Genomic DNA, 25,512 nt, shown 5'->3' with positions numbered 1-25,512 from the left:
GCCTGCTTTCGCCAAACTCAAGCGTTGGAGAGAAGACGCCGAGGCTGAAGCTGCCGATCTCCCCCCTTGAGGGGGAGATGGCCGGCAGGCCAGAGGGGGGTGCCTCGCGCTCCACATTCCCATGACCTCCCGCCTCGCCATCGCATCCGACATCACCAACCTCTTCGCCGCGCGCAACACCCATGCGGTCGAGGTCGCCGTGCTGCAGCCGGCCGATCCGTTCCTCGACATGGCCGGCGAGGATTTGCGGCGCCGCATCTTTCTCACCGAGAGCGAGACCGGGCAGACGCTTTGCCTGCGGCCGGAATTCACCATTCCGGTCTGCCTCGACCACATTGCCAGCCAGGCCGGCACGCCGCGCCGCTATTGCTATCTCGGCGAGGTGTTTCGCCAGCGCCGCGAGGGCGGCAACGAGTTCTTCCAGGCCGGCATCGAGGACCTCGGCGACGGCGACACGGCCGCCGCCGACGCCCGTTCGCTGGCCGATGCGCATGCGCTGCTGTCGCTGGTGCTGCCCGGCCGGGAGCTGGCGGTGACGCTCGGCGACCAGACCATTTTTGAAGCGGTGCTGGCAGCGCTTGGCCTGCCGCGCGGCTGGCGCATGCGGCTGGCGCGCGCCTTCGGCTCGGCGCCGATGCTGGAAGCAGCACTTGCCGATCTCGCCAATCCGCCGCGCAACAGCCAGCTTGCCGGCCCGGTCGCCGCCCTTGTCCTCGATGGCGATCTCGACAGCCTTTCGGCGCATGTCGCCGGCGGCATGGAACGGGCCGGGCTGTCGGCAACGGCCGGGCGTTCGCCGTCCGAGATTGCGCGGCGCCTGATCGAGAAAGCCGAACTGCGCAGCGTACGGCTGTCGAACGAGGCATTCGCGGCACTAAAGAGTTTCCTGGCGATCGACGTGCCGCTCGACAGCGCCGCCGGGGCGCTCGAAAGTTTTGCCGCCGATGCCGGGCTTTCGCTGGGGGCTGCGCTGGAGAATTTTGCCGCCCGCGCCGCGGCCATCGAAAGCCTCGGCCTGCCGATGTCTGAAATCAGCTACGACGCCGCCTTCGGCCGGCCGCTCGATTACTACACCGGCCTCGTCTTCGAGATCGCGGCGCAGGATGGCGACCGGCCGCTCGCCGGTGGTGGCCGCTACGACCGGCTGCTGACGCTGCTCGGCGCAAAAACGCCGATCCCCGGCGTCGGTTTTTCCGTCTGGCTCGACCGCATCGAGGCGCTGCGGGAGACGGCGCCATGATCACGCTGGCGATCCCGTCGAAAGGCCGGCTCAAGGAGCAGGCGCTGGAGGTGCTGGCCAAGGCCGGGCTTGCCGTCAGCCTGCCCGGCGACGAGCGCAAATACCGCGCCCGTATCGATGGCATGGACGGCGTCGAAATAGCGTTCCTGTCCGCCTCGGAGATATCAAGCGAAATCGGCCAGGGGTCGGTCGATCTCGGCATCACCGGCGAGGACCTTTTGCGCGAAAACCTTGCCGATTGCGAGACGCGCGCCGAAATCATCGCCCGCCTCGGTTTCGGCAATGCCGATGTCGTCGTCGCCGTGCCCGACATCTGGCTCGATGTCGACACCATGGCCGACCTCGACGACGTCGCCGCCGATTTCCGCCAGCGCCACGGCCGCCGGCTCAGGATCGCCACCAAATACTGGCGCCTGACCCAGCAGTTCTTTTCGCAAAAGCACGGCATCCAGGTCTACCGCATCGTCGAAAGCCTGGGCGCCACCGAGGGTGCGCCGGCAGCCGGATTGGCCGATATCGTCGTCGATATCACCACGTCAGGCGCGACGCTGCGCGCCAACCATCTCAAGGTGCTGGCCGACGGCGTCATCCTGCGCTCGCAGGCCTGCCTCGTCGCGTCGCGGAAGCAGCGCGAGGCGGCCGACGAGGCGACTTTGCGCGATATTGCGGCCAGGATGGCATCGGTGAATTCAGGCTGACGTCGCCAATCTCCCCCCTTGAGGGGGAGATGTCGCCGAAGGCGACAGAGGGGGTCGGTACGTCTTGACGCGACTCTCCTAACGGACAGAACAGGCAGGTGCTCCACGCGAGACGACCCCCTCTGGCCTGCCGGCCATCTCCCCCTCAAGGAGGGAGATTGGCAGCTTGGCCGCTGGCACCGACCTGAAGCGATTTTCTTGACGTACAGCAATTTTGTTCTTGCTTTGTGCCGGCAGCTATGCTACTAGTCTCGCTATGGTGCCAATTGGCCCCGAAGACCCGCCCGCCGTGGCGGGTTTTTTATTTTCGGCGCCATCCCTCACGTTCGAACCCCAACCGTACCATCGACGGGATTTCCACTACCCCGCCGGGCTGATAGGCTCGTTCTGTCTGCGGAGGACACGGCGATGCCGATCAATCTCGACGAGTTGAAGAATGCCAGCAATTTGCGCTCCAAGCGTGAGGGCGGTTCGTTCATTGCGCCGGTCGACGGCACGGCGCATGTCTCGGGCGACCGCAGCGTGCCGCTGCTCAACCTGACCATCCCGGCGCTGTTTGCCGATACGGTCGGCAAATACGGCACGCTCGATGCCGCCGTCTTCGTCGAGCAGGACAAGCGCTTTACCTGGGAGGAACTGTCGGAGACGGTCGATGCGCTGGCCGCCGGCTTCCTGGCGCTCGGCCTCGAGAAAGGCGATCGCGTCGGCATCTGGTCGCCGAACCGCTGGGAATGGCTGGTGACGCAATTCGCCACCGCCCGCATCGGCCTGATCCTGGTCAACATCAACCCGGCCTATCGGTTGGTCGAGCTGGAATATGCCTTGAACAAGGTCGGTTGCAAGGCGCTGGTCACCGCCGCCAAATTCAAGAGCTCCGACTATCTCGGCATGATCGAGACGCTGGCGCCGGAGATCGCCAACGCCACCCCTGGCAAGCTCGACGCCAACAAGCTGCCGGCGCTGAAGACCGTCATCCGCATGGACGAGGAGAATTCGCCGGGCATGTTCAATTTCGCCGATGTGCTGGCGATGGCCGGCCGCGACGAGCATGACAAGCTCGACCGGATTTCAGCGGGGCTAAAACCCGACGACGCCATCAACATCCAGTTCACAAGCGGCACAACCGGCGCGCCCAAGGGCGCGACGCTGACCCACAACAACATCGTCAACAACGGCAATTTCGTCACCGCGGCGATCCGGCTCACCGTCGACGACCTGCTGTGCATCCCGGTGCCGCTCTACCATTGCTTCGGCATGTCGATGGGCACGATGGGCTGCGTCACCAAGGGCGCGACCATGGTTTTCCCGAGCGAGGGGTTCGATGCGGGCGCCACCCTGAAGGCAGTGGCAACGGAACGCTGCACCGCGCTCTACGGCGTGCCGACCATGTTCGTCGGCCTGCTCGACCATCCGGAGTTCGCCTCCTTCGATCTCACCAGCCTGCGCACAGGCATCATGGCCGGCTCGCCATGCCCGATCGAGGTGATGAAGAAGGTAGTGTCGCTGATGCATATGGCAGAGGTGACCATCGCCTATGGCATGACCGAGACCAGCCCGGTGTCGTTCCAGAGCAGCGTCGACGATCCCCTGGAAAAGCGCGTCTCCACCGTCGGCCGCGTCCATCCGCATGTCGAGGTCAAGGCCATCGACGCCGAAGGTGCCACCGTCGCGGTCGGCGCGCCGGGCGAGCTCTGCACGCGCGGCTATTCCGTGATGAAGGGCTATTGGGACGATGAGCAGAAGACCCGCGAGGCGATCGACGTCGACGGCTGGATGCACACCGGCGACCTCGCCACCATCGATGCCGAGGGCTATTGCAACATCGTCGGCCGGGTCAAGGACATGGTCATCCGCGGCGGCGAGAACGTCTATCCGCGCGAGGTCGAGGAGTTTCTCTATCGCCACCCCAAGGTCAAGGAGGTGCAGGTGTTCGGCATTCCCGACCCGAAATATGGCGAGGAGCTGTGCGCCTGGATCGTGCTGAAGCCCGGCCAGATCACCACGGAGCAGGAGATCAAGGCCTTCTGCGCCGGCCAGATCGCCCATTTCAAGATCCCGCGCTATATCCGCTTCCGCACCGAATTGCCGATGACGGTGACCGGCAAGCCGCAGAAATTCCTGATGCGCCAGGCGATGGTCGACGAGCTGGGACTGGTGACGCAGAAGACGGCGTGAGGGCGCGCTTCGGGCTTTCGCAGGGTTCGCAGACGAGGCTTGCCCAGAAGAGGCTTGCAAAAGGGGCTTGCGGAAGGGGCTTGGAATGAGTGGTCTCGCAAGATCGGCGGTTTCCTACGGCATGCCGTTGGCCGCCCTGGCGATGGCTGTCGCGGTCAGGGCCAGCGGGGTGTCGGTGGACGAAGGGTCGCTGGGCACCAGGATATTTGTCGGCGCGCTGTCGAGCGCGATCATGTTCACCACCATTTTCGTGGTGCTCGACCACGCCGAGGCGGTGGCCAGGCGGGTAGGCGAGCCGTACGGCACGTTGGTGCTGACCATCGCCGTGACGGCAATCGAAGTGTCGATCATCGTTTCCATCATGCTGCATGGGGCCAACAACCCGACGCTTGCACGCGAATCCGTGTTCTCGACGGTGATGATCACCTCCACCGGTGTTGTCGGCATGTGCCTGACGTTTGGTGGCTGGCGCCATCGCAAGCAGGCGATCGTCCGGCAAGGGACCAGCGCCTATCTGGCGGTTCTGGTCGCGCTCAGCGTCATGACGCTTATTCTGCCGACCTACACGCGAACCACCGATCCCGGCACGTTTTCGGCGGCCCAACTTGGCTTCGTCAGCGTCCTTTCAGTGCTGCTCTATGCCGGTTTTCTGTTCGCGCAGACTGTCCGCCACCGCGACGATTTCATCGACGGGCAAGCGCATGGCGCCGCAGTGCGAACCGACGCCCACGAAAGCGTCGCCGCCGGCGCTGTTCTCCTGCTGATCGGGCTGATCGGCATCGTCATGCTGGCCGAACAGGTCGCCGCCAGCGTCGAGGATGCGCTCGTCGCCTACCAGGTGCCGCAGGCCGACGCCATTGTCGGCGCGATGATCGCGGGCTTGGTTCTGATGCCGGAGGCCATTTCGGCGGTTCGCGCCGCACTCAACAACGAGCTGCAGCGCGGCCTGAACGTCGCCATGGGTTCGGCCTGTGCCACAATCGGCCTGACAATACCGGGCATAGCCGCCGCCAGCCTGCTGACCGGAAGAGGCCTGACGCTGGGGCTGCCGGCGACCGACACGGTGCTTTTGGTCCTGGCGCTTTTCATCTGCAATGTGAGTTTCAGCACGGAAAGGACGACGTTCTTGACCGGCTTGGTCCATCTGGTGGTGTTTTTTACTTGGGTGTTTTTGATATTTGTGCCGTGAGGGGGGCATGGGGGCAGGCAGATACTGACGACTGTTCTCGACCGAGCAGCCACGCGTTTCCGCACTGAGTTGCGAAGTAGACAAGCCGCAGAAGTTCCCGATGAGGCGATGGTCGAGAGTTGGGGTGGTGACGGCAAAGACGGCTTGAGGGGCGGGCGCCAATTTGTCTCCTTTGCGCCATGGGCGGACGCTTAGTATCGAGGCCTTGAACGTCTCGATCGGGCCGGAAGCGGACTTGCGGCTTGGAGGCTTGGAATGTGAGAAGCGGACGTTCAGGCGCCCCCATGCATCGACGCGATCTGACCCATCGGAGACCTTCATTCTGCTCGTTGCGAATGGCAGCAATGCGCCCAAATCCCGGTCGTTCACCCATGATATTGTGATGCCTAATAGTAGACGCTCCGTCGGAAGGGCAAAACGTCTTACCGGACCGGCTGAGTCTGAGGTCTGCCCCGACAGGCAGCTCTTGAATCGCGACATGGTTGCTAGGCCAGCCATGCGACCTGCCCGTAGATCGAGTCATGGCCATCGGTCGCGACTGGCTTGATACCGATGAACTCTAGGAAAAGTATTTGGCCAGGTCGTCGGGCTAGGCCTCGCTAGCCGGATGCACAACCATGCGGGTTTCCACCACATCTCGTGGCTGTCGAAGCTGACCTCGCAGGGCGTAAGACTCCGCGTTGGTCGATGTAGATTATCAGGATGCCGCCATTGTCGCTATTGCGGAAGATTCCGACACTCGATGTTATCTCTTGCTGAGCCATATGCGAGCGCATGCTTAAGAAGGCGCCATCCCTCGAGAGGCTGCACGAACCGGGCTTTTCGCCGCCGAAGGTCTTAGCAGTTTAAGCACTAATGTGCTATGGACGGGTTGCGCGCCGCGCCGGCGCGCGTGGTGGAATAAATGGATCAGGTTAAGCTTGCTGGCTCGAGGCTGCGGCGCCTGCAGACGGCCCTTGCCCCACCAAATGGCCGCGAAGAGTTTCTCGCGCAGCCCCTTCTCGTGCGCCCGCTTGCAATTACGCGAGGACCGCTGGAGCTTCGCAAGGTCATCGACGAAAACGTGGTAGCCTTCCTGCCGCCCGTCATGCCTCTCCTTTCGCCAGGGCTCGCCTGCACCGAGGCGCTCGTCGAGTTTACCCGGTCAGGACACTGGAAACTCAATGTCCAGGTGGAGGCGCAAGTTGCAATTCCCGTGGCGCTGGTTGCGGGATTTGCGACCAATGAGCATTGCTACTTCGGCGGTTTGATTGCCGGCGTGAATATCAGCGGTCCAGCCTCCGAAGGCACCAGTCCAACCAGCAGCGGGGCCTTCTCCATCAAAGGCTATTCACGATGGATCGAGGATGATTTCATTGCCGCGCGGGACGAAGGGGTGACAATCCGGGTTCACAGCAGCATCGATCTCCAGGGGCCGATCCATGCTTTGGTTGGAGAATGGGGGCGGAAGTTCGACAAGGCCCTGTACCGTCCGCTTAGCCTGCTCGACACCGACTATAGCGACACTACGGCCTGGGAAGTGCCCAACATGATCGAGGGAGCCAATCTCGATCTGGCCGGTCCCGACGACGGCTTGTCCTTCGAGGTGTCGCTCCGCTTTGAATAGCGGGCTCGATCGGCGGGCCTCAAAACGGCTCAAAACGGAATGACGAACCCGCCAGTGGCCGCGCTCGCCAGTCCGGTAATCAATTCGATTGCTCCCGTCCCGGTGCCGAAATCGACCCGTGCCGAGGGCAGGCCTGCTTTGAGAGCCGTCCAGTTCTTCTCGACGAGCGTGTGCCTGACATTCATGTCCCAATCGTCATCGCGGGATTCGAATGAAAATGTGCCGCCGACATGACCTCGGCGAGGAAACAGGAACGGTCCGTCGGCTGAGCCCACGAGCGATATGCTGACGATCGCGGCATAAGATGCGGAAAGCGCCCCACTGTCATGGACCCTGCCGGCATATTGTACCGACCCGTCGCTCGCCAAGCGAAGACGGCATTCTCCCGAGCATGTGCCAGCATCGAGCGTGAAGGACAGGGTAACCGGTTCGAGAACATCCGCGATGGCGCGCAAGGCGACCGGGATCCCCAGTCCAAGGCTTTCCGACACGCTTCGCATGCTTACCTGAGCATCCGGCGCGCTCCGCGGTGCCAAGATCGCGCGCAAATCCATCGACATTCCTTCGGAACCTCAGGTTCGGCCTGACCGTGTTGCAGGCGGGGAGAACGCCATTCTTTACCCGTAGTCCTCATCGTCGTCGTCCGGGTCGATTTCGACGCCCGGCCGGGTATCGCCCGGATCCGGATTCTGCGGGGCGGCGCGGCGCATTCTGTAGCGGCTGCGCCCGCCGCCCGTCACGACATAGAAAAAAGCGCCGACCGCGAGATAGAGCGCGACGAATCCTTCCCATGCAAGCTGACCCCAGGCGGGCGCTGCATGCAAGCGCTGGGTCGGGCCTGAACTTTCGAACTTGTGCCAGTTGTCACGAACCCAGCGATCTGATCCTTCGAGGCTCAGCGAGGTGTGGCGACTTTCGATCACGTCGACGATGTGGCCTTCGAGCCGCGCACCGATGGAATGATCGTGATCGAGCAGCAATTCAAGATAGAAGAAATCGCCGGTCAGGGTACCGCCGTCGTGAAAATCGCCATGCGCCGACCAGAAGCCATTTTGCCATAGCTGCATTTCCCAAGAGCAATCGACATCGCCGCTGCTGATGTCCCCGGTGAACCGGCGGAAGCCATCGGTGGCGACCATGTCCAGGACGCTTATCGGCAGAGGCCGGTTCTCGAGCCGACCGAGCGCCCGCACGCTGATTGGCGATCCCGTGAAGGCGCGGCACGATTTCAGCGTTTTCACGCTTCGCGGCGTGCGGGGTTAGGCAGCCATCCGTACCCGTCCGCGCTCCAGTCTTGGTTCATTGGAGGGCCACGAGGATGGGAATGAGACCCCGCCCGGATTGCAATGGGCCGAGCGCCTTGCCGATGATCGTGCCGAACGCCCGATCCCGGTCGGATGCGGTCATCGCGTGCCCCGCCGTGGGCGAGGTCGTCAGGAGGTCGCCCACCTCGATCTGGCCGAAATGCGCGTCCGCCTTGCAATAGACCTTGCCCATCAGCGCGATCGGCTGCCTGTTGATCGACTGAGGCCGGGAGCCCAGCACGATCCCCGGCTTGAAATCGCCAGCGCCCGAAATCACGCCTGCGACCCTTTTGTCGTACGCGCAATTGCTTTCCTCAAGAGCTCCGTCCTGCCCCAGGATCATAACGGTTCCGGGCTCGACCTGCTGTGCGTCGCGAACGTCGAAGTCCTCGGCGCAATCCTCGTTGAGGAGGCGAATGTCGCTGCCCGGCCCGGTGACATCGATATTGCCCGTCACGACCACATTCCCGACAAAAAGCGCAGCGGTCAGGTTGCCCTCATGCTTCGCATAAAGCGCCGCGCCTGTGCTTTCTGGATTGAGCTGGAAAGCGGCCAGCGCCGCCATCCCCGGAGAATGCGTCTCGGCATGGACGCCCTCATTGTTTTGACTGGTGCCCCAGATGGCCGCGCCATCGCTGCTGGTCCCGTAAATTGCATTGCCGCCGGCCGAATTGACCCCGACAACACCGCCATGATTCAAATTCTTCGACCATCCCCGGACGCCCTCACCGAGGCTGCTCTCGAACCAGCCGCCATTGCCTCCAGAGCTTGCCTCGTGGTGGAGCGAAACCGGGCCTAGACGAAGGTCCGCCGAATTATTGATGCCCACGACGCCCGGATGGGAGCCGCGGCTGACTCCGCGCACGCCTTCGTTGCGCTTGCTTTCGCCCAAGACACCAACGCCGTCGGTGCTCGTTCCAACGACCCCCTCGCCGTCGACACTGACGCCCTCGATCGCATTTTCGCTGCCAGTGACTGCGTTCGTGAACTTGGGCATGCCCTTCTCCTTCGCTAAAGAATGGCAGACAGCCCGCGCGTGCCGAACAATTCTGAAGCTCCCGATGGGAGGAGAGCCCCCGCATCCCGATTGAATCAGTGTGCGCCCAACCGGCCCAGGATGCAATGGTACGAACTTTAACATTCAAGACAAACCACAGCGCCGGCGACATCGCGGGGCGAATGCGCTTCACGGCGCGTTGCGGTTTTTGCTACCGCGCACGGCATTCGTACTCGCCTACGCCGCGACGCTACTTCTGTCTGCAATGCACCTGCTGCTTGCCTCGCAAGCTGCCCACCCACCAAGCCCATCGGTGCGGTCACAACGGACCAAGCCGAACCGTCAAATCCCCATAGACTCAAAACCGAGATCTCCACCCCGCGGGTTCCTTCCCTGGAGGCTTCCGGACGCCGGCCTCGGAGCCACACCATCTCAGTAGACGGCCGGCATCCGAAACCCATCACAAAACGGGACGTCTGAGTAGTGGTTCGGCAATGACCGCTCCTGGCGCAACTACGCCCTCAAGCGCGGTCGCCGGTGTTGTCCGCTGTAAGGCGGTGGCACAACTAACTTTAACGGCCGACCTTGGGGCGCGTTGCAGACCGGCAGCCTCGGGGCCGATAGCGGAATGGCGGCTTTAACGTTTGAAGAAGGATTGCGGACGTTCAGCCCGACGGGACCAAGATCTGCTCCCGGGTCTAGCCGTCCCGTCTCAATGGCGTCCCGGACCGCCCGGTGGATCTGCGTTGCCAGTGGCGGGTGGCGGGGCAGCCACAGGGTGGACATTTCAGCCCACATGGAAAATGATCATGTTGCCATGCACAACACTGCAGTGCTCTGATCTCGACGAAAAGCCTGAGCGTAGAAGCGGATCAACCGACCTCCGGGTCCAGCGAGCGAGGACGCAAATGGACACCCCAGAGAATGGGCAATTGCATCGCGACGCGGGCGAGCGACCCTGTCGATCGGCCGGCTGGCTTCCCCGCGCCGCCGTGTCGGCGGCATTCCTGCTCGGCATGGCTTTCAGCAGCACTGCGTTTGCGCAGGACCAGCAGCTACCCGTGGTGACAGCGGCCAAGCCGGTGGTCCGTGAAATCGTCGAAGACGACGAGTTCGTCGGGCGCTTCGAAGCCGTCGACCAGGTCGCCATCCGTTCGCGCGTCAGCGGCTATCTGGACAAGGTCAGCTTCCAGGACGGCGCACTGGTCAACAAGGGCGACCTGCTCTTCACCATCGACGAGCGTCCGTACCAGGCGGCTTATGATGCCGCCAAGTCGCAAGTGGACGTCGCCAAGAGTCTGCTCGAATTCTCCAAGATGCAGCTGGATCGCGCCGACGAACTCGCCAAGACCGGCAATATCTCAACCGCGACGGTCGACGACCGCCGGCGGGAATACCTTTCGGCGCAGGCGCAGATGCAGGGCGCGACGGCTGCCCTGACGACGGCCAGCCTGAACATGGAATTCACCGAGATCAAGGCACCCTTGTCCGGCCGCATCGACCGCCGGCTGGTGTCGGTCGGCAACCTCGTGCAGCCGGATTCCACCTTGCTGACGACCATCGTTACGCGCGATCCGATCGACTTCTATTTCGACGTCGATGAGCGCCTGTATTTCAGCTATGCCCGCGACGCGAAGGAGCGCGGCGGCAGCATGCAGGAAGGCGCCGGCGGGCTCGAGGTGGTGGTGCGCGTCGCCGACCGCGCGGAGGCGGTATTCAAAGGCAAGCTCGATTTTGCCGAGAACCGGATCGACAACGCGACCGGCACCATGCGGGTACGTGCAAGGTTTCCCAACGCCGATGGCATTCTCCAGCCAGGCATGTTCGGGCGCATCAACGTGCCGGGGTCGCTGCCGCATAGCGGCGTGCTGGTGCCCGACGAGGCGATCGGCGCCGATCAGGATCGCCGCATCGTGTTCCTGGTGGATGAGGCCGGGATGGTGTCGGCGAAGCCCGTGCGCACCGGCCCGCTTCTCGACGGCTACCGGGTCATCCGCCAGGGCCTGACCGGCGACGAGACAATCATCGTCAAAGGGCTGATGCACGCCAGGCCGGGCACCAAGGTGAAGGTCGAGATGGTGACGTTGCCGCCCAAGGCCGAGACCGCCGAGTTGCAGCAATGAGGTTCGCACATTTCTTCGTCGACCGTCCGATCTTCGCATCGGTCGTTTCGATCGTCCTGCTGATCCTCGGCGGGATTGCTTATACCCAGCTGCCGGTCGCGCAATATCCCGAGATCGCGCCGCCGACCATCGTCGTTCGCGCGCAGTATCCGGGCGCCGACGCCGAGACGGTCGCAGCGACGGTGGCAACGCCGATCGAGCAGGAGATCAACGGCGTCGAGGGCATGCTCTACATGTCGTCCTATTCGTCGGGCGACGGGGCGATGGCGCTGACCATCACCTTCAAGCTGGGCACCGATCTCGACCAGGCTCAGGTGCTGGTGCAGAACCGCGTGTCGGTCGCCGAGCCGCGCCTGCCCGAAGAAGTCCGCCGCCTCGGCATCACCACCACCAAGAGCTCGCCCGACCTGATGATGGTCGTGCACATGCTGTCGCCCGACAATACCTACGACCAGCTCTACGTCTCGAACTACGCCCGCTCGCGGGTGCGCGACATACTGCTCAGACTAGACGGCGTCGGCGACCTCATCATCTTCGGCGAACGCGAATATTCGCTGCGCATCTGGCTCGATCCGGAAAAACTGTCCGCCCTGGGGATGACCTCGGGCGATGTGGTGCAGGCGCTGCGCGACCAGAACGTCCAGGTGTCGGGCGGCTCGATCGGCGCGCCGCCGACCAGCACCGGCACGGCGTTCCAGTACACGGTCACCACGCAAGGCCGCTTCAACGACGCACGCGACTTCCGATACGTGATCGTCAAATCGACCGACGACGGCCGCCTGATCTCGCTGCAGGACGTGGCGCGCATCGAGCTCGGCGCCAAGGATTACGTCACCAACTCCTATCTCAACGGCAAACCGGCGGTGGCGCTCGCCATCTTCCAGCGGCCGGGCACCAATGCGCTCGCCGCAGCCGCGGAGATCCAGGACAAGATGAAGGAGCTTTCCCGCGACTTCCCGAGGGGGTTGAGCTACGACATCGTCTACAATCCGACTGAGTTCGTCGCCGAGTCGATCCAGGAGGTCTACAAGACGATTCTCGAGGCGATGCTGCTGGTCATCATCGTCATCATCGTCTTCCTGCAATCGTGGCGCATGGCGATCGTGCCGATCGTGGCGATCCCCGTGTCGCTGATCGGCACGCTGGCGGTGCTTTACGCCGCCGGCTTCTCGCTCAACATGCTGACGCTGTTCGGCCTAGTTCTGGCGATCGGCATCGTCGTCGACGATGCGATCGTCGTGGTCGAAAACGTCGAGCGCAATATCGCCAGAGGGCTGGCGCCCAATCCGGCGTCGCACCTGACCATGGACGAAGTCGGAACGGCCGTCATCGCGATCTCGCTGGTGCTGATAGCCGTGTTCGTACCGACAGCCTTCATCCCCGGCATTTCTGGGCAGTTCTATCTGCAGTTTGCGATCACCATCGCGGTGTCGACGGCGATCTCGGCATTCAATTCGCTGACGCTTTCGCCGGCGCTGGCCGCACTGCTGTTCAAGCCGCATCACGCCGCGGCGGCGCCGCCGCGCTTTTTCCTGGCGCGGTTCGGACGGGCGCTCGCCGACGGCTTCAATCGCGGCTTCGACAGGGTCGCCCATTGGTATTCGAGCATCATCCGCGTGCTGGTCGGCTCGTGGATAACGATCGCCGCCATGCTGGCCGTTTTCGCGGCCCTCATCTACGCCACGGTCTACATGGTGCAGTCGGTGCCGCGCGGTTTCATTCCGTCGCTTGACCAGGGCTATGCGATCGTCGTCATCCAGTTGCCGGACGGCGCTTCGCTGTCGAGGACCGATGCGGTCATCCAGCAGGCGTCGCAGATCATCCAGAAAACGCCAGGCGTCGACTACGCAGTCGCCTTCGCCGGCTTCTCCGGCGCGACCTTCACCAACGCCAGCAACGCGGGCGTGATCTTCGCCAGGTTCAAGCCGTTTGACGAGCGACTGAAAGCCGGCCAGTCGGCGACCCAGGTCATCGGCAATCTGTTCGGCAGCCTGCAAAGCATCAAGGAAGCCTTCATTATCGCACTGCCGCCGCCGCCGATCCGCGGCGTCGGCAATGCCGGCGGCTTCAAGCTGCAGATCCAGGAGCGCAACAGCGCCGACATGCGGCAGATCCTGGCGCTTGCCAACGAAATCGCCGGCAAGGCCAACAAGACGCCGGGGCTGACGGGCGTGTTCACCACGTTCTCCGCGTCGAGCCCGCAATTCTTCCTGGCGATCGATCGCGACAAGGCGCGCATCCTGAACGTGCCGATCCCCAACATCTTCGAGGCGCTGTCGATCAATTTGGGCACTGCCTACGTCAACGACTTCAACGCTTTCGGGCGCGTCTACCAGGTGCGGGCGCAGGCCGACCAGGCGTTCCGTCTCGATCGCGCCGACATCTTGAAACTGAAGGTGCGCTCGGCGACCGGCGCGCTGGTTCCGCTCGGCACGTTGGTCGAGATCCGCGACGTCACCGGCCCGGCGCTGGTCCAGCGCTACAACATGTACGTCTCGGTGCCGCTGCAGGGCAACGCCGCGCCCGGCGTTTCCACGGGCGACGCGCTGGCATTGATGGAAGGGATCACGGCAAAGACGCTGCCGGCCGGTACCTCCTATGAATGGACCGAGCTCGCCTATCAGGAGCGCAACACCGGCAATGCCGCTGTCTATATCTTCGGACTGTCGGTGCTGTTCGTGTTCCTGGCGCTGGCGGCGCAATATGAAAGCTGGGTGCTGCCGTTCGCCATTGTGCTGGTGGTGCCGCTCGGCGTGCTCGCGGCGTTGCTCGGCGTGTCGCTCCGAGGGCTGGACAACAACATCCTCGTGCAGATCGGCCTCATCGTGCTGATCGGGCTTGCCGCCAAGAACGCGATCCTGATCGTCGAATTCGCGCGGCAGGCGCAGGAACGCGGCCTGTCGGCCGCCGAGGCTGCCGTCGAAGCCTGCCGGCTCAGGCTGCGGCCGATCCTGATGACCGCCTTCTCGTTCATCCTCGGCGTCGTGCCGCTGATGATTGCAACGGGCCCGGGCGCAGAAATGCGCCAGTCGCTCGGCACCGCGGTATTCTCCGGCATGCTCGGCGTCACCTTCGTCGGCCTGTTCCTGACGCCGGTGTTCTACGTCACGCTCAGGTCGCTGTTTTCACGGCGCAAGCCCCGTGCCGAGGCCGAGCCTTCGGGGCCGGCAGAGGCGCCATCGGAGACGGCCGCCGAGTAGGGTTACGAATTCGCCGCGTCGGGCGCGGCTTATCACTCCAGAAAATCGGCGCGGCGCGGCAACGGCCACGATCTGCGCGATCTCGGCGTCGAGGTGCGGCGGAGACCCTGCTCGGTCTGATCCAGCCTAACAGCCGCATCCAGTTCAGCGAGACGATGCCGGGCGGCGAGGCCAATGCGATCTTCTATCTGGTCGACCGGGCGGGGCTTGAGGGCGCAACCGCGACCTCCGGAGTCCTCGCTTGCGATGTCTGCTTTCAGGACGCGGAGAAGCTGATCTCTACGGCCGAGATCGGGCGCGAAGCGGTCATCCACGATCTTCAGGTTTTGACCCAGAACGGCCTTTCCCCGGTAGTGAGCGGGAAGGGCGCGGTCGTCGAGCGAGTTGTCAGCCGCCTATTTCCGCAGCCCATTAATGTGCAACTTGGGAAGCCGCTGACATCAATTCCTCCGGATTCGGCGCCTTGGGGGTATTGAGGCCAGCCTCCAGAACTTCAGTGAAGCTCCAGCGTACAATGCCCCCTCGGTCGATGAGAAACTGACCAACCAGCAGCTCCTTAGCGGAAGCCATCATCTGCTGATCGGCTTCCGTAATCTCATACCCCTCCTTCTTGTTGAGCAACTCGTTTATGGCGATGGGGTCCATAGGCTCGGGCAACTCACCCGGGAGATCGATACGGATCCCCATGACCTTGTCCATCCCGATCTCGCGCAAGCCGAAAGCACGGTGCGAGGCCCGCTCCGGGTCGGACGCGGCGAGAAGATCGGGTGTCGGATGGTAACGGAAATAGAGCCGTGCCCGCTCTACCGGCGTATTGACGACCGCCAGGCATTCGACGCCTTTCTCAGCCAGAGCCGGCTTGAGTTGCGCCATTGCCGCGACATTGCGCCGGCAGAACGCACAGTGCAGGCCTCGAAACAAGCCGATCAACAATGGGCTACGACCTCGAAAATCAGTGAGCGCGATTTTGCCTTCGCGGGAGATCGCATCGAGAATAATATTCGGTGCCCGGTCGCCCGGCTGCAGCGGACGTTCGACACTACTCGTGGACATGGACAACCTCCTCGCCCCGGATAAGCACGCCCAGCCATCCGGAGTTGAGTCCGTGCTGGGCGACGCCAGGGCAAAATTGCTTTCGACCTTTGTCATATTGCCGAGGTCGAGATTAGGCGCGTTGCAAATGCATCATAACACGAAAAAAGCCTCTGCGGGTCGCCCGTTTCGCGAGCTGTCGCGAGCGCTGTGGTAAACAGTGTATCGTCTCATCCGTGCCATGGGACGACACAGCGGCGGGACCGATTGGATCTTCACATGCTTGCGGTGTTCAAGCCTTGAAACTTGGGCGGCTTCGATGTGCCCGGACGTCAAATTCCGACCGCACAGATCGCAGATCTCTACCCTCAGCGGAACCGACGGCCGTGCAGCCGGTTAAGTCGGCATGAAGCCACCACCAATCCAAGGCCGCATCATGAGCATTCTGCAAACCACGAAGAAAGCCGTCGAGCAGGTCACCGGTGCCGCCAGACCGGGCCGGCGCGAGGTCCCCGATCTGGTCAGGCCGCGCAAAGCGAATGCGTTTCGGTTTGGGGATGATGGCCTTGTGCCCAACCATCCGTTCTGGCCGCTTGTCGTCTATCGCGGCGCCGTGACGCTGTCCGAGGAATTCGATCCTGCGGCTGTCATGGAGGCGCTTTTCGAGGCAAATGGCTGGGGCGATAGCTGGCGCAACGGCATCTACGACTACGTCCACTACCATTCGCGGATACACGAGGTGCTCGGCGTCGCGCGCGGGACGGCGAAAGTCCGCTTTGGCGGCAACAAGGGACGAACGCTCCCCCTGAAGGCCGGCGACGTCGCGGTGCTTCCGGCCGGCACCGGGCACCAGCGTCTTTCCGCGTCCGACGATTTTCTGGTTGTCGGCGCCTATCCTCCATCCGGCACCTATGACCTGTGTACGACCGCCGCCGACCATGCCAAGGCAGTCGTCACGATCCCCAGGGTTGGCCGTCCGCGCAAGGACCCTGTCTATGGAAGCAACGGCCCGTTGCTCGCAGCCTGGGAAAAGGATTGAAGCCGTTCCTTTCTTGCGAGTTGGCTTCGGGGCTAAAACCGGATCCTTGACCCGCCGCTCTACGCTGCCAGCACCGCCGCATCCAGCCCGCGGATGATCTTGGCCAGTTCGACGCATTCGTCGTGGCGAACCTTGTTGCGCCGCCAGGCGAGGCAGATCGTACGCTGCGGCATCGGTTCCTGGAACGGCACGATCTTCAAATCGGGGATAGTGCTGGCTGGCCCCGCCGCCATCTCGGGGATGAGCGTGACGCCGAGCCCATGTGCCACCATCTGTAAGAGCGTCGTCAGGCTGGTCGCGCCATAGCTTGCCATCGCCACCGGCCGCACGCTGCCGCAGACTGCGAGCGCCTGTTCGCGCAGGCAGTGGCCTTCCTCGAGCAGCATCAGCCGCTCCAGCGCCGGGCTCTCCGGCGGCACCGGCGGCGAGGCGAAGGCGGGATCGCCGGCCGGCACGGCCAGGAAGAACCGGTCGGAGAAAAGTTCCTCGGTAACCAGGCCGGGGTAATCGAGGGGCAGCGCCGCGACGAAGGCGTCGAGCTTTCCCGAACTGGTGTCCTCGACCAGCGAGGCGGTCACGGCTTCGCGCAGTTCCAGCTGCAAGGCCGGGAAATGCTGTTTCAGCTCCGGCAGCACATGCGGCAGGAGATAGGGCGCCACCGTCGGGATGATGCCGAGCCGGAAGCGGCCTTCCAGCGCCGGGCGGCCGCGCCGGGCCGTCGCCTCGACGTCGCGGACGTCGGCAAGAATGCGCTCGATGCGCGGCAGCAGGACCTGCGCCTCGTCGGTCATCCGCACCACCTTGCCGCCGCGCTCGAACAGACGGCAATTCAGCCGCAGCTCCATCTCGGCGATCTGCGAAGACAGCGCCGGCTGGCTGACGCCGGCGAGTTTTGCGGCACGGCCGAAATGCAGCGTCTGCGCCAGCGCCTCGAAATAATGCATCTGCCGGACGGTCAAACCGATCATAAGGAAAACCTATCAGAATAAACAGCAAAGGCAATTTGTCTTTATCGGCTGGGCGGGCTAGTCTGGAACCATTCCAAGATGGCGCGGCCGCTGGCCCTGCCCGGAAAATCAACAAAATCCCGGAAAATCAACAAATCGGAGGCAAAGATGGACGCGAAAACCGACGACAACAGCGCCGGCAAATGCCCGGTCCCACATGGATCGGCCAGCAGGACCAACCGCGACTGGTGGCCAAACCAGCTCGACCTTGGCGTCCTCCACCAGCAGTCCAGCCTCTCGGACCCGATGGACGAGGACTTCGACTACGCCAAGGAATTCAAGAGCCTCGATCTCGATGCGGTGATCAGGGATCTGCACCAGGTGATGACCGATTCGCAGGATTGGTGGCCGGCCGATTTCGGCCATTACGGCCCGCTCTTCATCCGCATGGCCTGGCACAGCGCCGGTACCTATCGCATCGGCGACGGCCGTGGCGGCGCCGGCGCCGGCCAGCAGCGTTTCGCGCCGCTCAACAGCTGGCCGGACAATGCCAATCTCGACAAGGCGCGCCGGCTGCTGTGGCCGGTCAAGCAGAAATACGGCAGGAAAATCTCCTGGGCCGACCTGTTGATCCTCACCGGCAACGTCGCGCTGGAATCGATGGGCTTCAAGACCTTCGGCTTCGCCGGCGGCCGCGCCGATGTCTGGGAGCCGGAGCAGGACGTCGACTGGGGATCGGAAACCAAATGGCTCGCCGACGAGCGCTATTCCGGCGACCGCGAACTTCACGGCCATCTCGGCGCCGTGCAGATGGGGCTGATCTACGTCAATCCGGAAGGGCCGAACGGCACGCCCGATCCATTGGCCGCGGCGCGCGACATTCGCGAGACCTTCGCTCGCATGGCCATGAACGACGAGGAAACCGTGGCGCTCATCGCCGGCGGTCACACCTTCGGCAAGACGCACGGCGCCGGTGATGCATCGCTGGTCGGGGCGGAGCCGGAAGGCGCCGGCATCGAGGCGCAGGGCCTCGGCTGGTCGAGCAAGCATGCCACCGGCATTGCCGGCGACGCCATCACCTCGGGCCTCGAGGTGACCTGGACCACGACGCCGACCAAATGGAGCAACAACTTCTTCGACAATCTGTTCAACTACGAATGGGAGCTGACCAAGAGCCCGGCCGGCGCCCATCAGTGGACGCCGAAGGGCGGCGCCGGTGCAGGCACCGTGCCGGACGCGCACGATCCCTCGAAGCGCCGCGCGCCGGCGATGCTGACCACCGACCTCGCGCTACGCGTCGACCCGGCCTACGAGAAGATCTCGCGGCGGTTCCATCAGAATCCTGATCAGTTCGCCGATGCCTTTGCCCGCGCCTGGTTCAAGCTGACCCATCGCGACATGGGTCCGGCCGTCCGCTATCTCGGGCCGCTCGTGCCGAAGGAAGAGCTGATCTGGCAGGACCCGATACCGGCAATCGACCACGAGCTGGTCAGCGAACAGGACATCGCCTCGCTGAAGGCGAAGATCCTGGCCTCCGGCCTGTCCGTTTCCGAACTGGTCTCGACCGCCTGGGCCTCGGCCTCGACTTTCCGCGGCTCCGACAAGCGCGGCGGCGCCAACGGCGCCCGCATCCGCCTGGCGCCGCAGAAGGATTGGGAGGTCAACCAGCCGGCGCAGCTGGCCAAGGTGCTCGAGACACTCGAAGGCATCCAGAAGGGCTTCAATAACTCGCAGTCCGGCGGCAAGAAGATCTCGCTTGCCGACCTGATCGTTCTCGGCGGCGTCGCCGCGGTCGAGAAGGCGGCCAAGGACGGCGGCCATGACGTGGGGGTGCCGTTCACGCCGGGCCGCATGGACGCTTCACAGGAACAGACCGACGTCCAGTCCTTCGCCGCGCTCGAGCCGAAAGTCGATGGCTTCCGCAATTATGTCAGGGGTAAGCCGCCGATGTCGGTCGAAGCGATGCTGGTCGACCGGGCGCAGCTGCTGACCTTGACGGCGCCGGAGATGACGGTGCTCGTCGGCGGGTTGCGGGTGCTCGGCGCCAACAGCGGTCAGTCGAAGCACGGGGTGTTCACCGACAGGCCGGGCACGTTGACCAACGATTTCTTCGTCAATCTGCTCTCCATGAACACGGTCTGGGATCCGGCCGCCGGGTCCGATGAAGTCTACGAAGCACGCGACCGCAAGACCAGGGCGGTCAAGTGGACCGGCACCCGCGCCGACCTGATCTTCGGCTCGCACGCGCAATTGCGTGCGCTTGCCGAGGTCTACGGATCGGCCGACGCCGGGCAGAAGTTCGTCAGGGATTTCGCCGCCGCCTGGACCAAGGTGATGAACGCCGACCGTTTTGACCTCGCGGCCTGATCCGGGCATACGAATTTCTCGACGCAACAAAAAGGGCGCGGGTCTCGACCCGCGCCTTTTTCGTTGGGCTTCCGAAAAGTCAGTCTTTCTCGAAGATACCGGCCTTGGCGACCACGCCGGCAATGGCGCCGCCGATCAGCGGCGCGACGATGAACAGCCAGAGCTGGCCGATCGCCGCAGTTCCCGAAAACAGCGCCGGTCCGATCGAACGGGCCGGGTTGAGCGATGTGCCGGTCACCGGAATGATGGCGAAGTGTAGTCCGGCCAGCGTCAGGCCGATGACCAGGCCGGCGAAGGCCGTGGTGTGCTTGGCGTTGGTGACGCCGAGGATCACCGTGACGAAGGTGAAGGTGCCGATCAGCTCCCACAGGAAGGCCGAGCTGACGCCCCATTTCGTCACATCCCAGCCATTGGCGCCGAAGCCGCCGGTGTGGCCGCCCACCTGTCCGGAGACGATGATCCACAGTGCCAGCGACGCGATGATGGCGCCGATGACCTGCGCGATCCAATAGGGAATGACATCCCTGGCCGGCATCCGCCCGGCGAGGAACACACCGAGCGTCACCGCCGGATTGAGATGCGCGCCCGAAATCGGGCCGATCGCGTAAGCGGCCGCTATCAGGCCGATGCCGAACGCCAGACCGATACCTTCCTGGCCGAGCGGCAGCGCGCCGCCGAAGCCGCCCGTCACCACCGAAGCCGTGCCGATGAACACCAATAGAAACGTGCCTAGAACTTCCGCCAGATAAGTTTTCATTGCCCTCTCCTCGTATCGACCCGCGGCTCCGCTTTTTCTGCGACGCGAATCACCGCGCAAAGAGTATTCGCAACCGGAAAACTTGCAAAGCAGAGCAGTTGCGCAAGCCGCTATGCTTGTGAGCACCAGACACGCACATTAGAAACATATAATATATTGATCGAATTGTTTCGTACCGCATGCCGGCGCCCGCTTGGTGGCGGCGGCTCGCGATGCACCAACCCACATTCGTCACCCCTCCGCATGGATCGTCTCGCCGTCGGCGAAACAGAACTGTTTCAATCAGGGCACGAAAAGCTCTAAGAGCAGGGCCGGAATTAATTTGCTGAGTAATGGAAGACGACAATGAGACTGGGCGGGCGGCTGGCGGCAGCCATCGAAGTGCTTGACGATATTGGCCGGCGTCACCGGCCGGTGGCCGATGCGCTGAAGGACTGGGGCCTGTCGCACCGCTTCGCCGGTGGCGGCGACCGTGCCGCGATCGGCAACATCGTCTACGACGCGCTGCGCCGCAAGCGCTCCGCAGGCTGGCTGCTCGGCGAGGACACGCCGCGCGCCATCGGCTTCGGCGCGCTGCTGCTCGAATGGGGCCAGACGGCGCAGTCGCTGAACGAGGCGCTCGAGGGCGACAAGTTCGCGCCGCCGCTGCTTACCGCCGACGAACTGACAACGCTCGGCGGTCGCCGGCTTGCCGATGCGCCGCCGGCCGTCAGGGCAGACATCCCCGACTGGTGCATGCCGCTGTTCGAACGGGCGTTCGGCACGGCCTGGGTGGAAGAGGGTGCCGCGCTGGCGACACGCCCGCCGCTCGACCTCAGGGTCAACACGCTGAAGGCCGATCGCGGCAAGGTGCTGGCGGAACTGGCGGAGACCGGCGCCAAGCCTGCCCGGATCGCGCCGCACGGTATCCGCATCCCGCCGATCGAAGGCGACGGCAGGCACCCGAACGTGCAGGCCGAGCCGGCCTTCCAGAAAGGCTGGTTCGAGGTCCAGGACGAGGGTTCGCAGATTGCGGCTGAACTGGCCGGCGCCGAGCCTGGAATGCAGGTGCTCGACTTTTGCGCCGGCGCCGGCGGCAAGACGCTGGCGCTGTCCGCGGCGATGGATAATCGAGGCCAGATCTTCGCTCACGATGCGGAGAAGGCAAGGCTGGCGCCGATCTTCGACCGCATCCGCCGCTCGGAAAACCGCAATGTGCAGATCGTCACCAAGCCGGCCGAACTCGCGCCGCTCGGCAAGCATATGGACATCGTCCTGATCGATGCGCCCTGCACCGGCAGCGGCACCTGGCGGCGCCGGCCGGATGCCAAATGGCGGCTGACGCAAAGACAGCTCGACGCCCGCAAGGGCGAGCAGGAGACGATACTCGATGCCGCCAGGGACTTCGTCAAACCCGGCGGCCTGCTGGTCTACATCACCTGTTCGGTGTTCGACGAGGAGAATGGCGACCAGGTTTCGGCCTTCCGGGACCGCCATCCCGGTTTTGTCCCGCTCGATCACCGCCAGCTTTGGGACAGCCGTTTTGCGGGCCACGAAGCGGCAATGCGGATAGGCGCTGCGGGCGGCATTTCGCTGTCGCCGTTGCTGAGCGGCACCGACGGCTTTTACTTCTGCGCGCTGCGGCGGGCCGGCTGAATCGTTGCCATCGATACAGGGCTAAGCCGAATGCTGCAGTGCAGCATTTGCGATTGCCTGCCGCCCACCCCTCTGCGATAAATGCCTTTGCAATAAGATTTGTCGAGAAACGAAGGGCGACGGCCATGGCAGCAAAGATCGTTCCTGCTCCCGATTACGAGGACCGCGTCAGGACGTCCTTCGCGCGCCAGAACGCGATGATGACGATTGGCGCCGAGGTGACGCTGGTGACGCCCGGCATCATCGAGATCGAAATGCCCTATTCTGCGGCATTGACGCAGCAGCACGGCTTTCTCCATGCCGGCGTCATTTCGACGGCTCTCGACTCGGCCTGCGGCTATGCGGCATTCTCGCTGATGCCGGAAAATTCCGGCGTGCTGACCATCGAGTTCAAGGTCAATCTGCTGGCGCCGGGCAGGGGCGAGCGTTTCCTGTTTCGCGGCTCGGTTACCAAGCCCGGCCGCACCATCATCGTCGCCGACGGCCAGGCCTATGCGTTCGCCGTCGACGGCGAGGCCAAGCTGATCGCCACGATGACCGGAACGATGATGACAGTGCTCGGCCGCGACGGCATCGAGGGCTGAGGAACGGGCAGGGGAGGATGGACGATCATGGCCGGCAAGACACCTGGTGAGCTCACCCCGATCTCCGGCAGATCCGTTCTCTTCGTCATGGCGGCCGAAGCCGAATACGGTCCACACCTGCAGCGGCTGTTCACGCCGCTGCTGACCGGCGTCGGACCGGTCGAGGCCGGCGTCGGACTCAGCGCCGAACTATCCCGGCTGCATGCCGGGATGGCGCTGCCCGATCTAGTCGTGTCGCTCGGGTCGGCGGGCAGCCGGACGCTGGAGCAGACGGAAATCTACCAGGCCGTTTCAGTCGCCTACCGCGACATGGACGCCTCGCCCCTCGGGTTCGAGAAGGGCGCCACGCCGTTCCTCGACCTGCCTGTCAGCGTGCCGCTGCCGTTCAGGATACCAGGCGTCAGACAGGCGACGCTGTCGACCGGGGCGGCAATCGTCTCCGGCGCCGCCTACGACGCGATCGCCGCCGACATGGTCGATATGGAGACCTTCGCCTGCCTGCGCGCCTGCCAGCTGTTCGACGTGCCGCTTATCGGCCTGCGCGGCATTTCCGACGGGGCAGCCGATCTGAGGCATGTCGGCGACTGGACCGAATATCTGCACGTCATCGACGAGAAGCTGGCCGCGGCGGTGCAACTGCTGGAACAGGCGATCGCCTCGGGCGCGATCGACTTCAAGCTTGTTGGGGCGGCAGCTTCTTAGCGTTGCCGAACAGCACGCCGATCATCCTGAAGCGAACGGCGTTGTCGCGATTGATGTAAGTGACTGACCCGGGCTCGTGATCGAGGGTCCAGCGTCCGGTCGCGCCGGTGTCCCAGTCGGCGACATAACCGTCATCGAGCATCCGCCAGCGCCCGCTTCGCGCCTCGCCATCGTCGAGCAGCATGTGCGCGGCACCCTCGCTTTCAAAATAGACGTAAGCCTCCTTGCCGTTTCGTTCCAACACATGGGTCATGCCCGGAATGAGCATTGCAAGGGTTTCCTTCTGAAGTGCTGCCATGATTTCCTCCTGAATTGAAGTCGCCGATTGCCTTGACCGGCATCGCCACTTAGAGTGAACTAGTAGTCAAGATGCTTGACTATGTATCGGGCGAGAAGAATTTGGTCAAGGGCCTTGACGAAAAACCTGAAGCGCTGCCGGATCACATAGGTTGGCGGCTGTGGCAGGCGAGCCGCGCCTGGCAGACCGAGTTCGCCGCTGCGATGCGCGCTGCCGGCCATCACTGGTTCACCGAAGCGCGTGCCGGCCTGCTTGGACACATCCCGCGCGGCGGCATGCGCCAGTCGGCGCTGATCGAGCGCTCGGCGATCTCAAAGCAGGCGATTCAGCAATTGCTCGATGGCCTGGAGACGGAAGGTGTGTTGCAGCGTCTGCCCGATCCGCAAGACGGTCGCGGCAAGCTTGTGCGCTACACCCGCAAGGGCCTGGACGCCCTGCGCGATGGCGACCGCATCAAGCTGCAGATCGAACGGAGCTATGTTGCCCGCCTTGGTCACGAGCGTTTCGCGGCGCTGATGGGCGCCTTGCAGTCGCTCGATACAACGCAAACGGATGCATTGGACAAAGCCTCTGGCGTTCAGGACGACACACCGGAATCGAAGTGAAAGCGCGACCTCACAACCCATTGCGCCGACTCGTTTCTTTCTCTAAACGCTCGCCATGAAAACAGCCAATCATCCCGACACCGTCCTGATTGTCGATTTCGGCAGCCAGTTCACCCAGCTGATCGCCCGCCGCATCCGCGAGGCCGGCGTCTTTTCCGAGATCGTGCCCTTCCAGTCGGCCGAGGCGGCGTTCAAGCGCATCGATCCGAAGGCGGTGATCCTGTCCGGCGGCCCGGCCTCGACCGGCGACATCGGCAGCCCGCGCGCGCCGCAGATCGTCTTCGATGCCGGCGTGCCGGTGCTCGGCATCTGCTATGGCCAGATGGCGATGTGCGTGCAGATGGGCGGCGTCGCCGAAAGCTCCGACCACCGCGAATTCGGCCGCGCCTTCGTCGAGATCGCCGAGGACAGCCCGTTGTTCGAGGGCCTGTGGGCGCCCGGCCAGCGCCATCAGGTGTGGATGAGCCATGGCGATCGCGTCATCTCCCTGCCGAAGGGGTTCGAGGTGCTCGGAAAATCGGAGGGCTCGCCCTTCGCCATCTTCGGCAATGTCGAGCGCAAAATGTACGGCCTCATGTTCCACCCCGAAGTGGTGCATACGCCGGACGGCGCCAGGCTGCTCCGCAACTTCGTCCACAACATCGCCGGCATCGAAGGCGACTGGACGATGCGCGCCTACCGCGAGCACGCGGTCGAGACGATCCGCAAACAGGTCGGCAAGGGCAAGGTGATCTGCGCGCTGTCGGGCGGCGTCGATTCCTCGGTCGCGGCCTTGCTGATCCATGAGGCGGTCGGCGACCAGCTCACCTGCATCCTTGTCGACCACGGTCTGATGCGCAAGGACGAGGCATCAGGCGTGGTGGAGATGTTTCGCCAGCATTACAATCTGCCGCTGATCCTGGTCGACGCTTCGGACCGTTTCATCGGCGCGCTCGAGGGCGAGTCGGACCCCGAGAAGAAGCGCAAGACCATCGGGCGGCTGTTCATCGAAGTGTTCGAGGAGGAGGCCGAGAA

At 63.8% G+C, this 25,512-nt stretch carries 21 protein-coding genes; 14 read left to right on the top strand and 7 right to left on the bottom strand.

The window, feature by feature from the left end; genetic code table 11:
* The first annotated feature begins 121 nt into the window (after window positions 1-121).
* The 5 genes from NKI29_RS26765 (at window position 122) to NKI29_RS26745 (ending at window position 6,908) form a co-directional block, all read left to right on the top strand.
* Window positions 122-1,240: an ATP phosphoribosyltransferase regulatory subunit gene (locus NKI29_RS26765; protein WP_352797818.1), complete on the top strand. Its 1,119-nt coding sequence runs from the start codon at window positions 122-124 to the stop codon at window positions 1,238-1,240.
* Complete coding sequence (gene hisG / locus NKI29_RS26760; RefSeq protein ID WP_352797815.1) at window positions 1,237-1,938, top strand: ATP phosphoribosyltransferase; 702 nt, start codon at window positions 1,237-1,239, stop codon at window positions 1,936-1,938. The genes NKI29_RS26765 and hisG overlap by 4 nt, the downstream gene beginning before the upstream one ends.
* A gap of 408 nt (window positions 1,939-2,346) precedes the next feature.
* Complete coding sequence (locus tag NKI29_RS26755) at window positions 2,347-4,113, top strand: AMP-binding protein (RefSeq protein WP_352457571.1); 1,767 nt, start codon at window positions 2,347-2,349, stop codon at window positions 4,111-4,113.
* Between the two features lie 85 nt (window positions 4,114-4,198).
* Window positions 4,199-5,302 carry a calcium:cation antiporter gene (locus NKI29_RS26750; RefSeq protein ID WP_352457572.1) on the top strand — a complete coding sequence of 368 codons (1,104 nt, stop codon included), beginning with the start codon at window positions 4,199-4,201 and terminating at the stop codon, window positions 5,300-5,302.
* A gap of 904 nt (window positions 5,303-6,206) precedes the next feature.
* Window positions 6,207-6,908, top strand: a complete 702-nt coding sequence (locus NKI29_RS26745; protein WP_352457573.1) for a hypothetical protein — start codon at window positions 6,207-6,209, stop codon at window positions 6,906-6,908.
* Window positions 6,909-6,937: 29 nt separating this feature from the next.
* Here the strand turns inward: NKI29_RS26745 and NKI29_RS26740 are convergent, their stop codons facing one another.
* From NKI29_RS26740 to NKI29_RS26730, 3 genes are all read right to left on the bottom strand, one after another.
* On the bottom strand, window positions 6,938-7,408 hold the full coding sequence (locus NKI29_RS26740; protein WP_352457574.1) for a hypothetical protein: 471 nt from the start codon (window positions 7,406-7,408) through the stop codon (window positions 6,938-6,940).
* Between the two features lie 117 nt (window positions 7,409-7,525).
* Window positions 7,526-8,149: a hypothetical protein gene (locus tag NKI29_RS26735; RefSeq protein WP_352457575.1), complete on the bottom strand. Its 624-nt coding sequence runs from the start codon at window positions 8,147-8,149 to the stop codon at window positions 7,526-7,528.
* Between the two features lie 58 nt (window positions 8,150-8,207).
* Window positions 8,208-9,209, bottom strand: a complete 1,002-nt coding sequence (locus NKI29_RS26730; protein WP_352457576.1) for a hypothetical protein — start codon at window positions 9,207-9,209, stop codon at window positions 8,208-8,210.
* Between the two features lie 1,016 nt (window positions 9,210-10,225).
* On the opposite strand from NKI29_RS26730, the gene NKI29_RS26725 reads away from it, so the two are divergent.
* Window positions 10,226-11,332 carry an efflux RND transporter periplasmic adaptor subunit gene (locus NKI29_RS26725; RefSeq protein ID WP_051406143.1) on the top strand — a complete coding sequence of 369 codons (1,107 nt, stop codon included), beginning with the start codon at window positions 10,226-10,228 and terminating at the stop codon, window positions 11,330-11,332.
* Window positions 11,329-14,532 carry an efflux RND transporter permease subunit gene (locus NKI29_RS26720; protein WP_023677132.1) on the top strand — a complete coding sequence of 1,068 codons (3,204 nt, stop codon included), beginning with the start codon at window positions 11,329-11,331 and terminating at the stop codon, window positions 14,530-14,532. The genes NKI29_RS26725 and NKI29_RS26720 overlap by 4 nt, the downstream gene beginning before the upstream one ends.
* A 411-nt stretch (window positions 14,533-14,943) precedes the next feature.
* On the opposite strand, the gene NKI29_RS26715 is transcribed toward NKI29_RS26720, so the two are convergent.
* Window positions 14,944-15,585, bottom strand: coding sequence for a peroxiredoxin-like family protein (locus tag NKI29_RS26715; protein WP_023677134.1), 642 nt, complete (start codon window positions 15,583-15,585; stop codon window positions 14,944-14,946).
* A gap of 415 nt (window positions 15,586-16,000) precedes the next feature.
* On the opposite strand from NKI29_RS26715, the gene NKI29_RS26710 reads away from it, so the two are divergent.
* Window positions 16,001-16,603 carry a cupin gene (locus tag NKI29_RS26710; RefSeq protein ID WP_352457577.1) on the top strand — a complete coding sequence of 201 codons (603 nt, stop codon included), beginning with the start codon at window positions 16,001-16,003 and terminating at the stop codon, window positions 16,601-16,603.
* Between the two features lie 59 nt (window positions 16,604-16,662).
* Here the strand turns inward: NKI29_RS26710 and NKI29_RS26705 are convergent, their stop codons facing one another.
* The gene (locus NKI29_RS26705; protein ID WP_352457578.1) at window positions 16,663-17,571 is read right to left on the bottom strand and encodes a hydrogen peroxide-inducible genes activator; all 909 of its coding nucleotides are present in this window, start codon (window positions 17,569-17,571) and stop codon (window positions 16,663-16,665) included.
* Window positions 17,572-17,718: 147 nt separating this feature from the next.
* Between NKI29_RS26705 and katG the strand changes: the two genes are divergently transcribed.
* Window positions 17,719-19,917, top strand: coding sequence for a catalase/peroxidase HPI (gene katG / locus NKI29_RS26700; RefSeq protein ID WP_352571593.1), 2,199 nt, complete (start codon window positions 17,719-17,721; stop codon window positions 19,915-19,917).
* A 79-nt stretch (window positions 19,918-19,996) separates the two neighbouring features.
* Here katG and NKI29_RS26695 read toward each other — a convergent pair whose 3' ends face one another.
* On the bottom strand, window positions 19,997-20,674 hold the full coding sequence (locus NKI29_RS26695) for an MIP/aquaporin family protein (RefSeq protein WP_023677138.1): 678 nt from the start codon (window positions 20,672-20,674) through the stop codon (window positions 19,997-19,999).
* A 345-nt stretch (window positions 20,675-21,019) separates the two neighbouring features.
* Here NKI29_RS26695 and NKI29_RS26690 point away from each other — a divergent pair, with 345 nt between their 5' ends.
* The 3 genes from NKI29_RS26690 to NKI29_RS26680 all read left to right on the top strand — a co-directional run bounded on the left by NKI29_RS26690 (window position 21,020) and on the right by NKI29_RS26680 (window position 23,595).
* Window positions 21,020-22,309, top strand: coding sequence for an RsmB/NOP family class I SAM-dependent RNA methyltransferase (locus tag NKI29_RS26690; protein WP_352571592.1), 1,290 nt, complete (start codon window positions 21,020-21,022; stop codon window positions 22,307-22,309).
* A gap of 125 nt (window positions 22,310-22,434) precedes the next feature.
* Window positions 22,435-22,893, top strand: a complete 459-nt coding sequence (locus tag NKI29_RS26685) for a PaaI family thioesterase (RefSeq protein ID WP_352797808.1) — start codon at window positions 22,435-22,437, stop codon at window positions 22,891-22,893.
* Window positions 22,894-22,920: 27 nt separating this feature from the next.
* On the top strand, window positions 22,921-23,595 hold the full coding sequence (locus tag NKI29_RS26680; protein WP_023677141.1) for a 5'-methylthioadenosine/S-adenosylhomocysteine nucleosidase: 675 nt from the start codon (window positions 22,921-22,923) through the stop codon (window positions 23,593-23,595).
* Here the strand turns inward: NKI29_RS26680 and NKI29_RS26675 are convergent.
* The gene (locus NKI29_RS26675; protein ID WP_023677142.1) at window positions 23,567-23,893 is read right to left on the bottom strand and encodes a hypothetical protein; all 327 of its coding nucleotides are present in this window, start codon (window positions 23,891-23,893) and stop codon (window positions 23,567-23,569) included. The two genes, NKI29_RS26680 and NKI29_RS26675, sit on opposite strands and share 29 nt — an antisense overlap.
* 71 nt (window positions 23,894-23,964) lie before the next feature.
* Between NKI29_RS26675 and NKI29_RS26670 the strand changes: the two genes are divergently transcribed.
* Both NKI29_RS26670 and guaA read left to right on the top strand, forming a co-directional pair.
* Complete coding sequence (locus NKI29_RS26670; RefSeq protein ID WP_245274715.1) at window positions 23,965-24,498, top strand: MarR family winged helix-turn-helix transcriptional regulator; 534 nt, start codon at window positions 23,965-23,967, stop codon at window positions 24,496-24,498.
* 55 nt (window positions 24,499-24,553) lie between these two features.
* Window positions 24,554-25,512, top strand: a 959-nt coding sequence (gene guaA / locus NKI29_RS26665) for a glutamine-hydrolyzing GMP synthase (protein WP_352797805.1), incomplete at its 3' end; no start/stop codon positions are given.

Source organism: Mesorhizobium sp. M0678 (genome assembly GCF_040320505.1).
Lineage (GTDB): Bacteria > Pseudomonadota > Alphaproteobacteria > Rhizobiales > Rhizobiaceae > Mesorhizobium.
The sequence above is the reverse complement of the archived record's forward strand: the minus strand, read 5'-3'. Positions and strand labels throughout refer to the sequence as shown.

Coding starts and splice junctions, on each gene's coding strand:
- NKI29_RS26765 (WP_352797818.1), top strand. CDS start 122: ATGACCTCCCGCCTCGCCATCGCATCCGACATCACCAACCTCTTCGCC.
- hisG (WP_352797815.1), top strand. CDS start 1,237: ATGATCACGCTGGCGATCCCGTCGAAAGGCCGGCTCAAGGAGCAGGCG.
- NKI29_RS26755 (WP_352457571.1), top strand. CDS start 2,347: ATGCCGATCAATCTCGACGAGTTGAAGAATGCCAGCAATTTGCGCTCC.
- NKI29_RS26750 (WP_352457572.1), top strand. CDS start 4,199: ATGAGTGGTCTCGCAAGATCGGCGGTTTCCTACGGCATGCCGTTGGCC.
- NKI29_RS26745 (WP_352457573.1), top strand. CDS start 6,207: ATGGATCAGGTTAAGCTTGCTGGCTCGAGGCTGCGGCGCCTGCAGACG.
- NKI29_RS26740 (WP_352457574.1), bottom strand. CDS start 7,408: ATGCGAAGCGTGTCGGAAAGCCTTGGACTGGGGATCCCGGTCGCCTTG.
- NKI29_RS26730 (WP_352457576.1), bottom strand. CDS start 9,209: ATGCCCAAGTTCACGAACGCAGTCACTGGCAGCGAAAATGCGATCGAG.
- NKI29_RS26725 (WP_051406143.1), top strand. CDS start 10,226: ATGGCTTTCAGCAGCACTGCGTTTGCGCAGGACCAGCAGCTACCCGTG.
- NKI29_RS26720 (WP_023677132.1), top strand. CDS start 11,329: ATGAGGTTCGCACATTTCTTCGTCGACCGTCCGATCTTCGCATCGGTC.
- NKI29_RS26715 (WP_023677134.1), bottom strand. CDS start 15,585: ATGTCCACGAGTAGTGTCGAACGTCCGCTGCAGCCGGGCGACCGGGCA.
- NKI29_RS26710 (WP_352457577.1), top strand. CDS start 16,001: ATGAGCATTCTGCAAACCACGAAGAAAGCCGTCGAGCAGGTCACCGGT.
- NKI29_RS26705 (WP_352457578.1), bottom strand. CDS start 17,571: ATGATCGGTTTGACCGTCCGGCAGATGCATTATTTCGAGGCGCTGGCG.
- katG (WP_352571593.1), top strand. CDS start 17,719: ATGGACGCGAAAACCGACGACAACAGCGCCGGCAAATGCCCGGTCCCA.
- NKI29_RS26695 (WP_023677138.1), bottom strand. CDS start 20,674: ATGAAAACTTATCTGGCGGAAGTTCTAGGCACGTTTCTATTGGTGTTC.
- NKI29_RS26690 (WP_352571592.1), top strand. CDS start 21,020: ATGAGACTGGGCGGGCGGCTGGCGGCAGCCATCGAAGTGCTTGACGAT.
- NKI29_RS26685 (WP_352797808.1), top strand. CDS start 22,435: ATGGCAGCAAAGATCGTTCCTGCTCCCGATTACGAGGACCGCGTCAGG.
- NKI29_RS26680 (WP_023677141.1), top strand. CDS start 22,921: ATGGCCGGCAAGACACCTGGTGAGCTCACCCCGATCTCCGGCAGATCC.
- NKI29_RS26675 (WP_023677142.1), bottom strand. CDS start 23,893: ATGGCAGCACTTCAGAAGGAAACCCTTGCAATGCTCATTCCGGGCATG.
- NKI29_RS26670 (WP_245274715.1), top strand. CDS start 23,965: ATGCTTGACTATGTATCGGGCGAGAAGAATTTGGTCAAGGGCCTTGAC.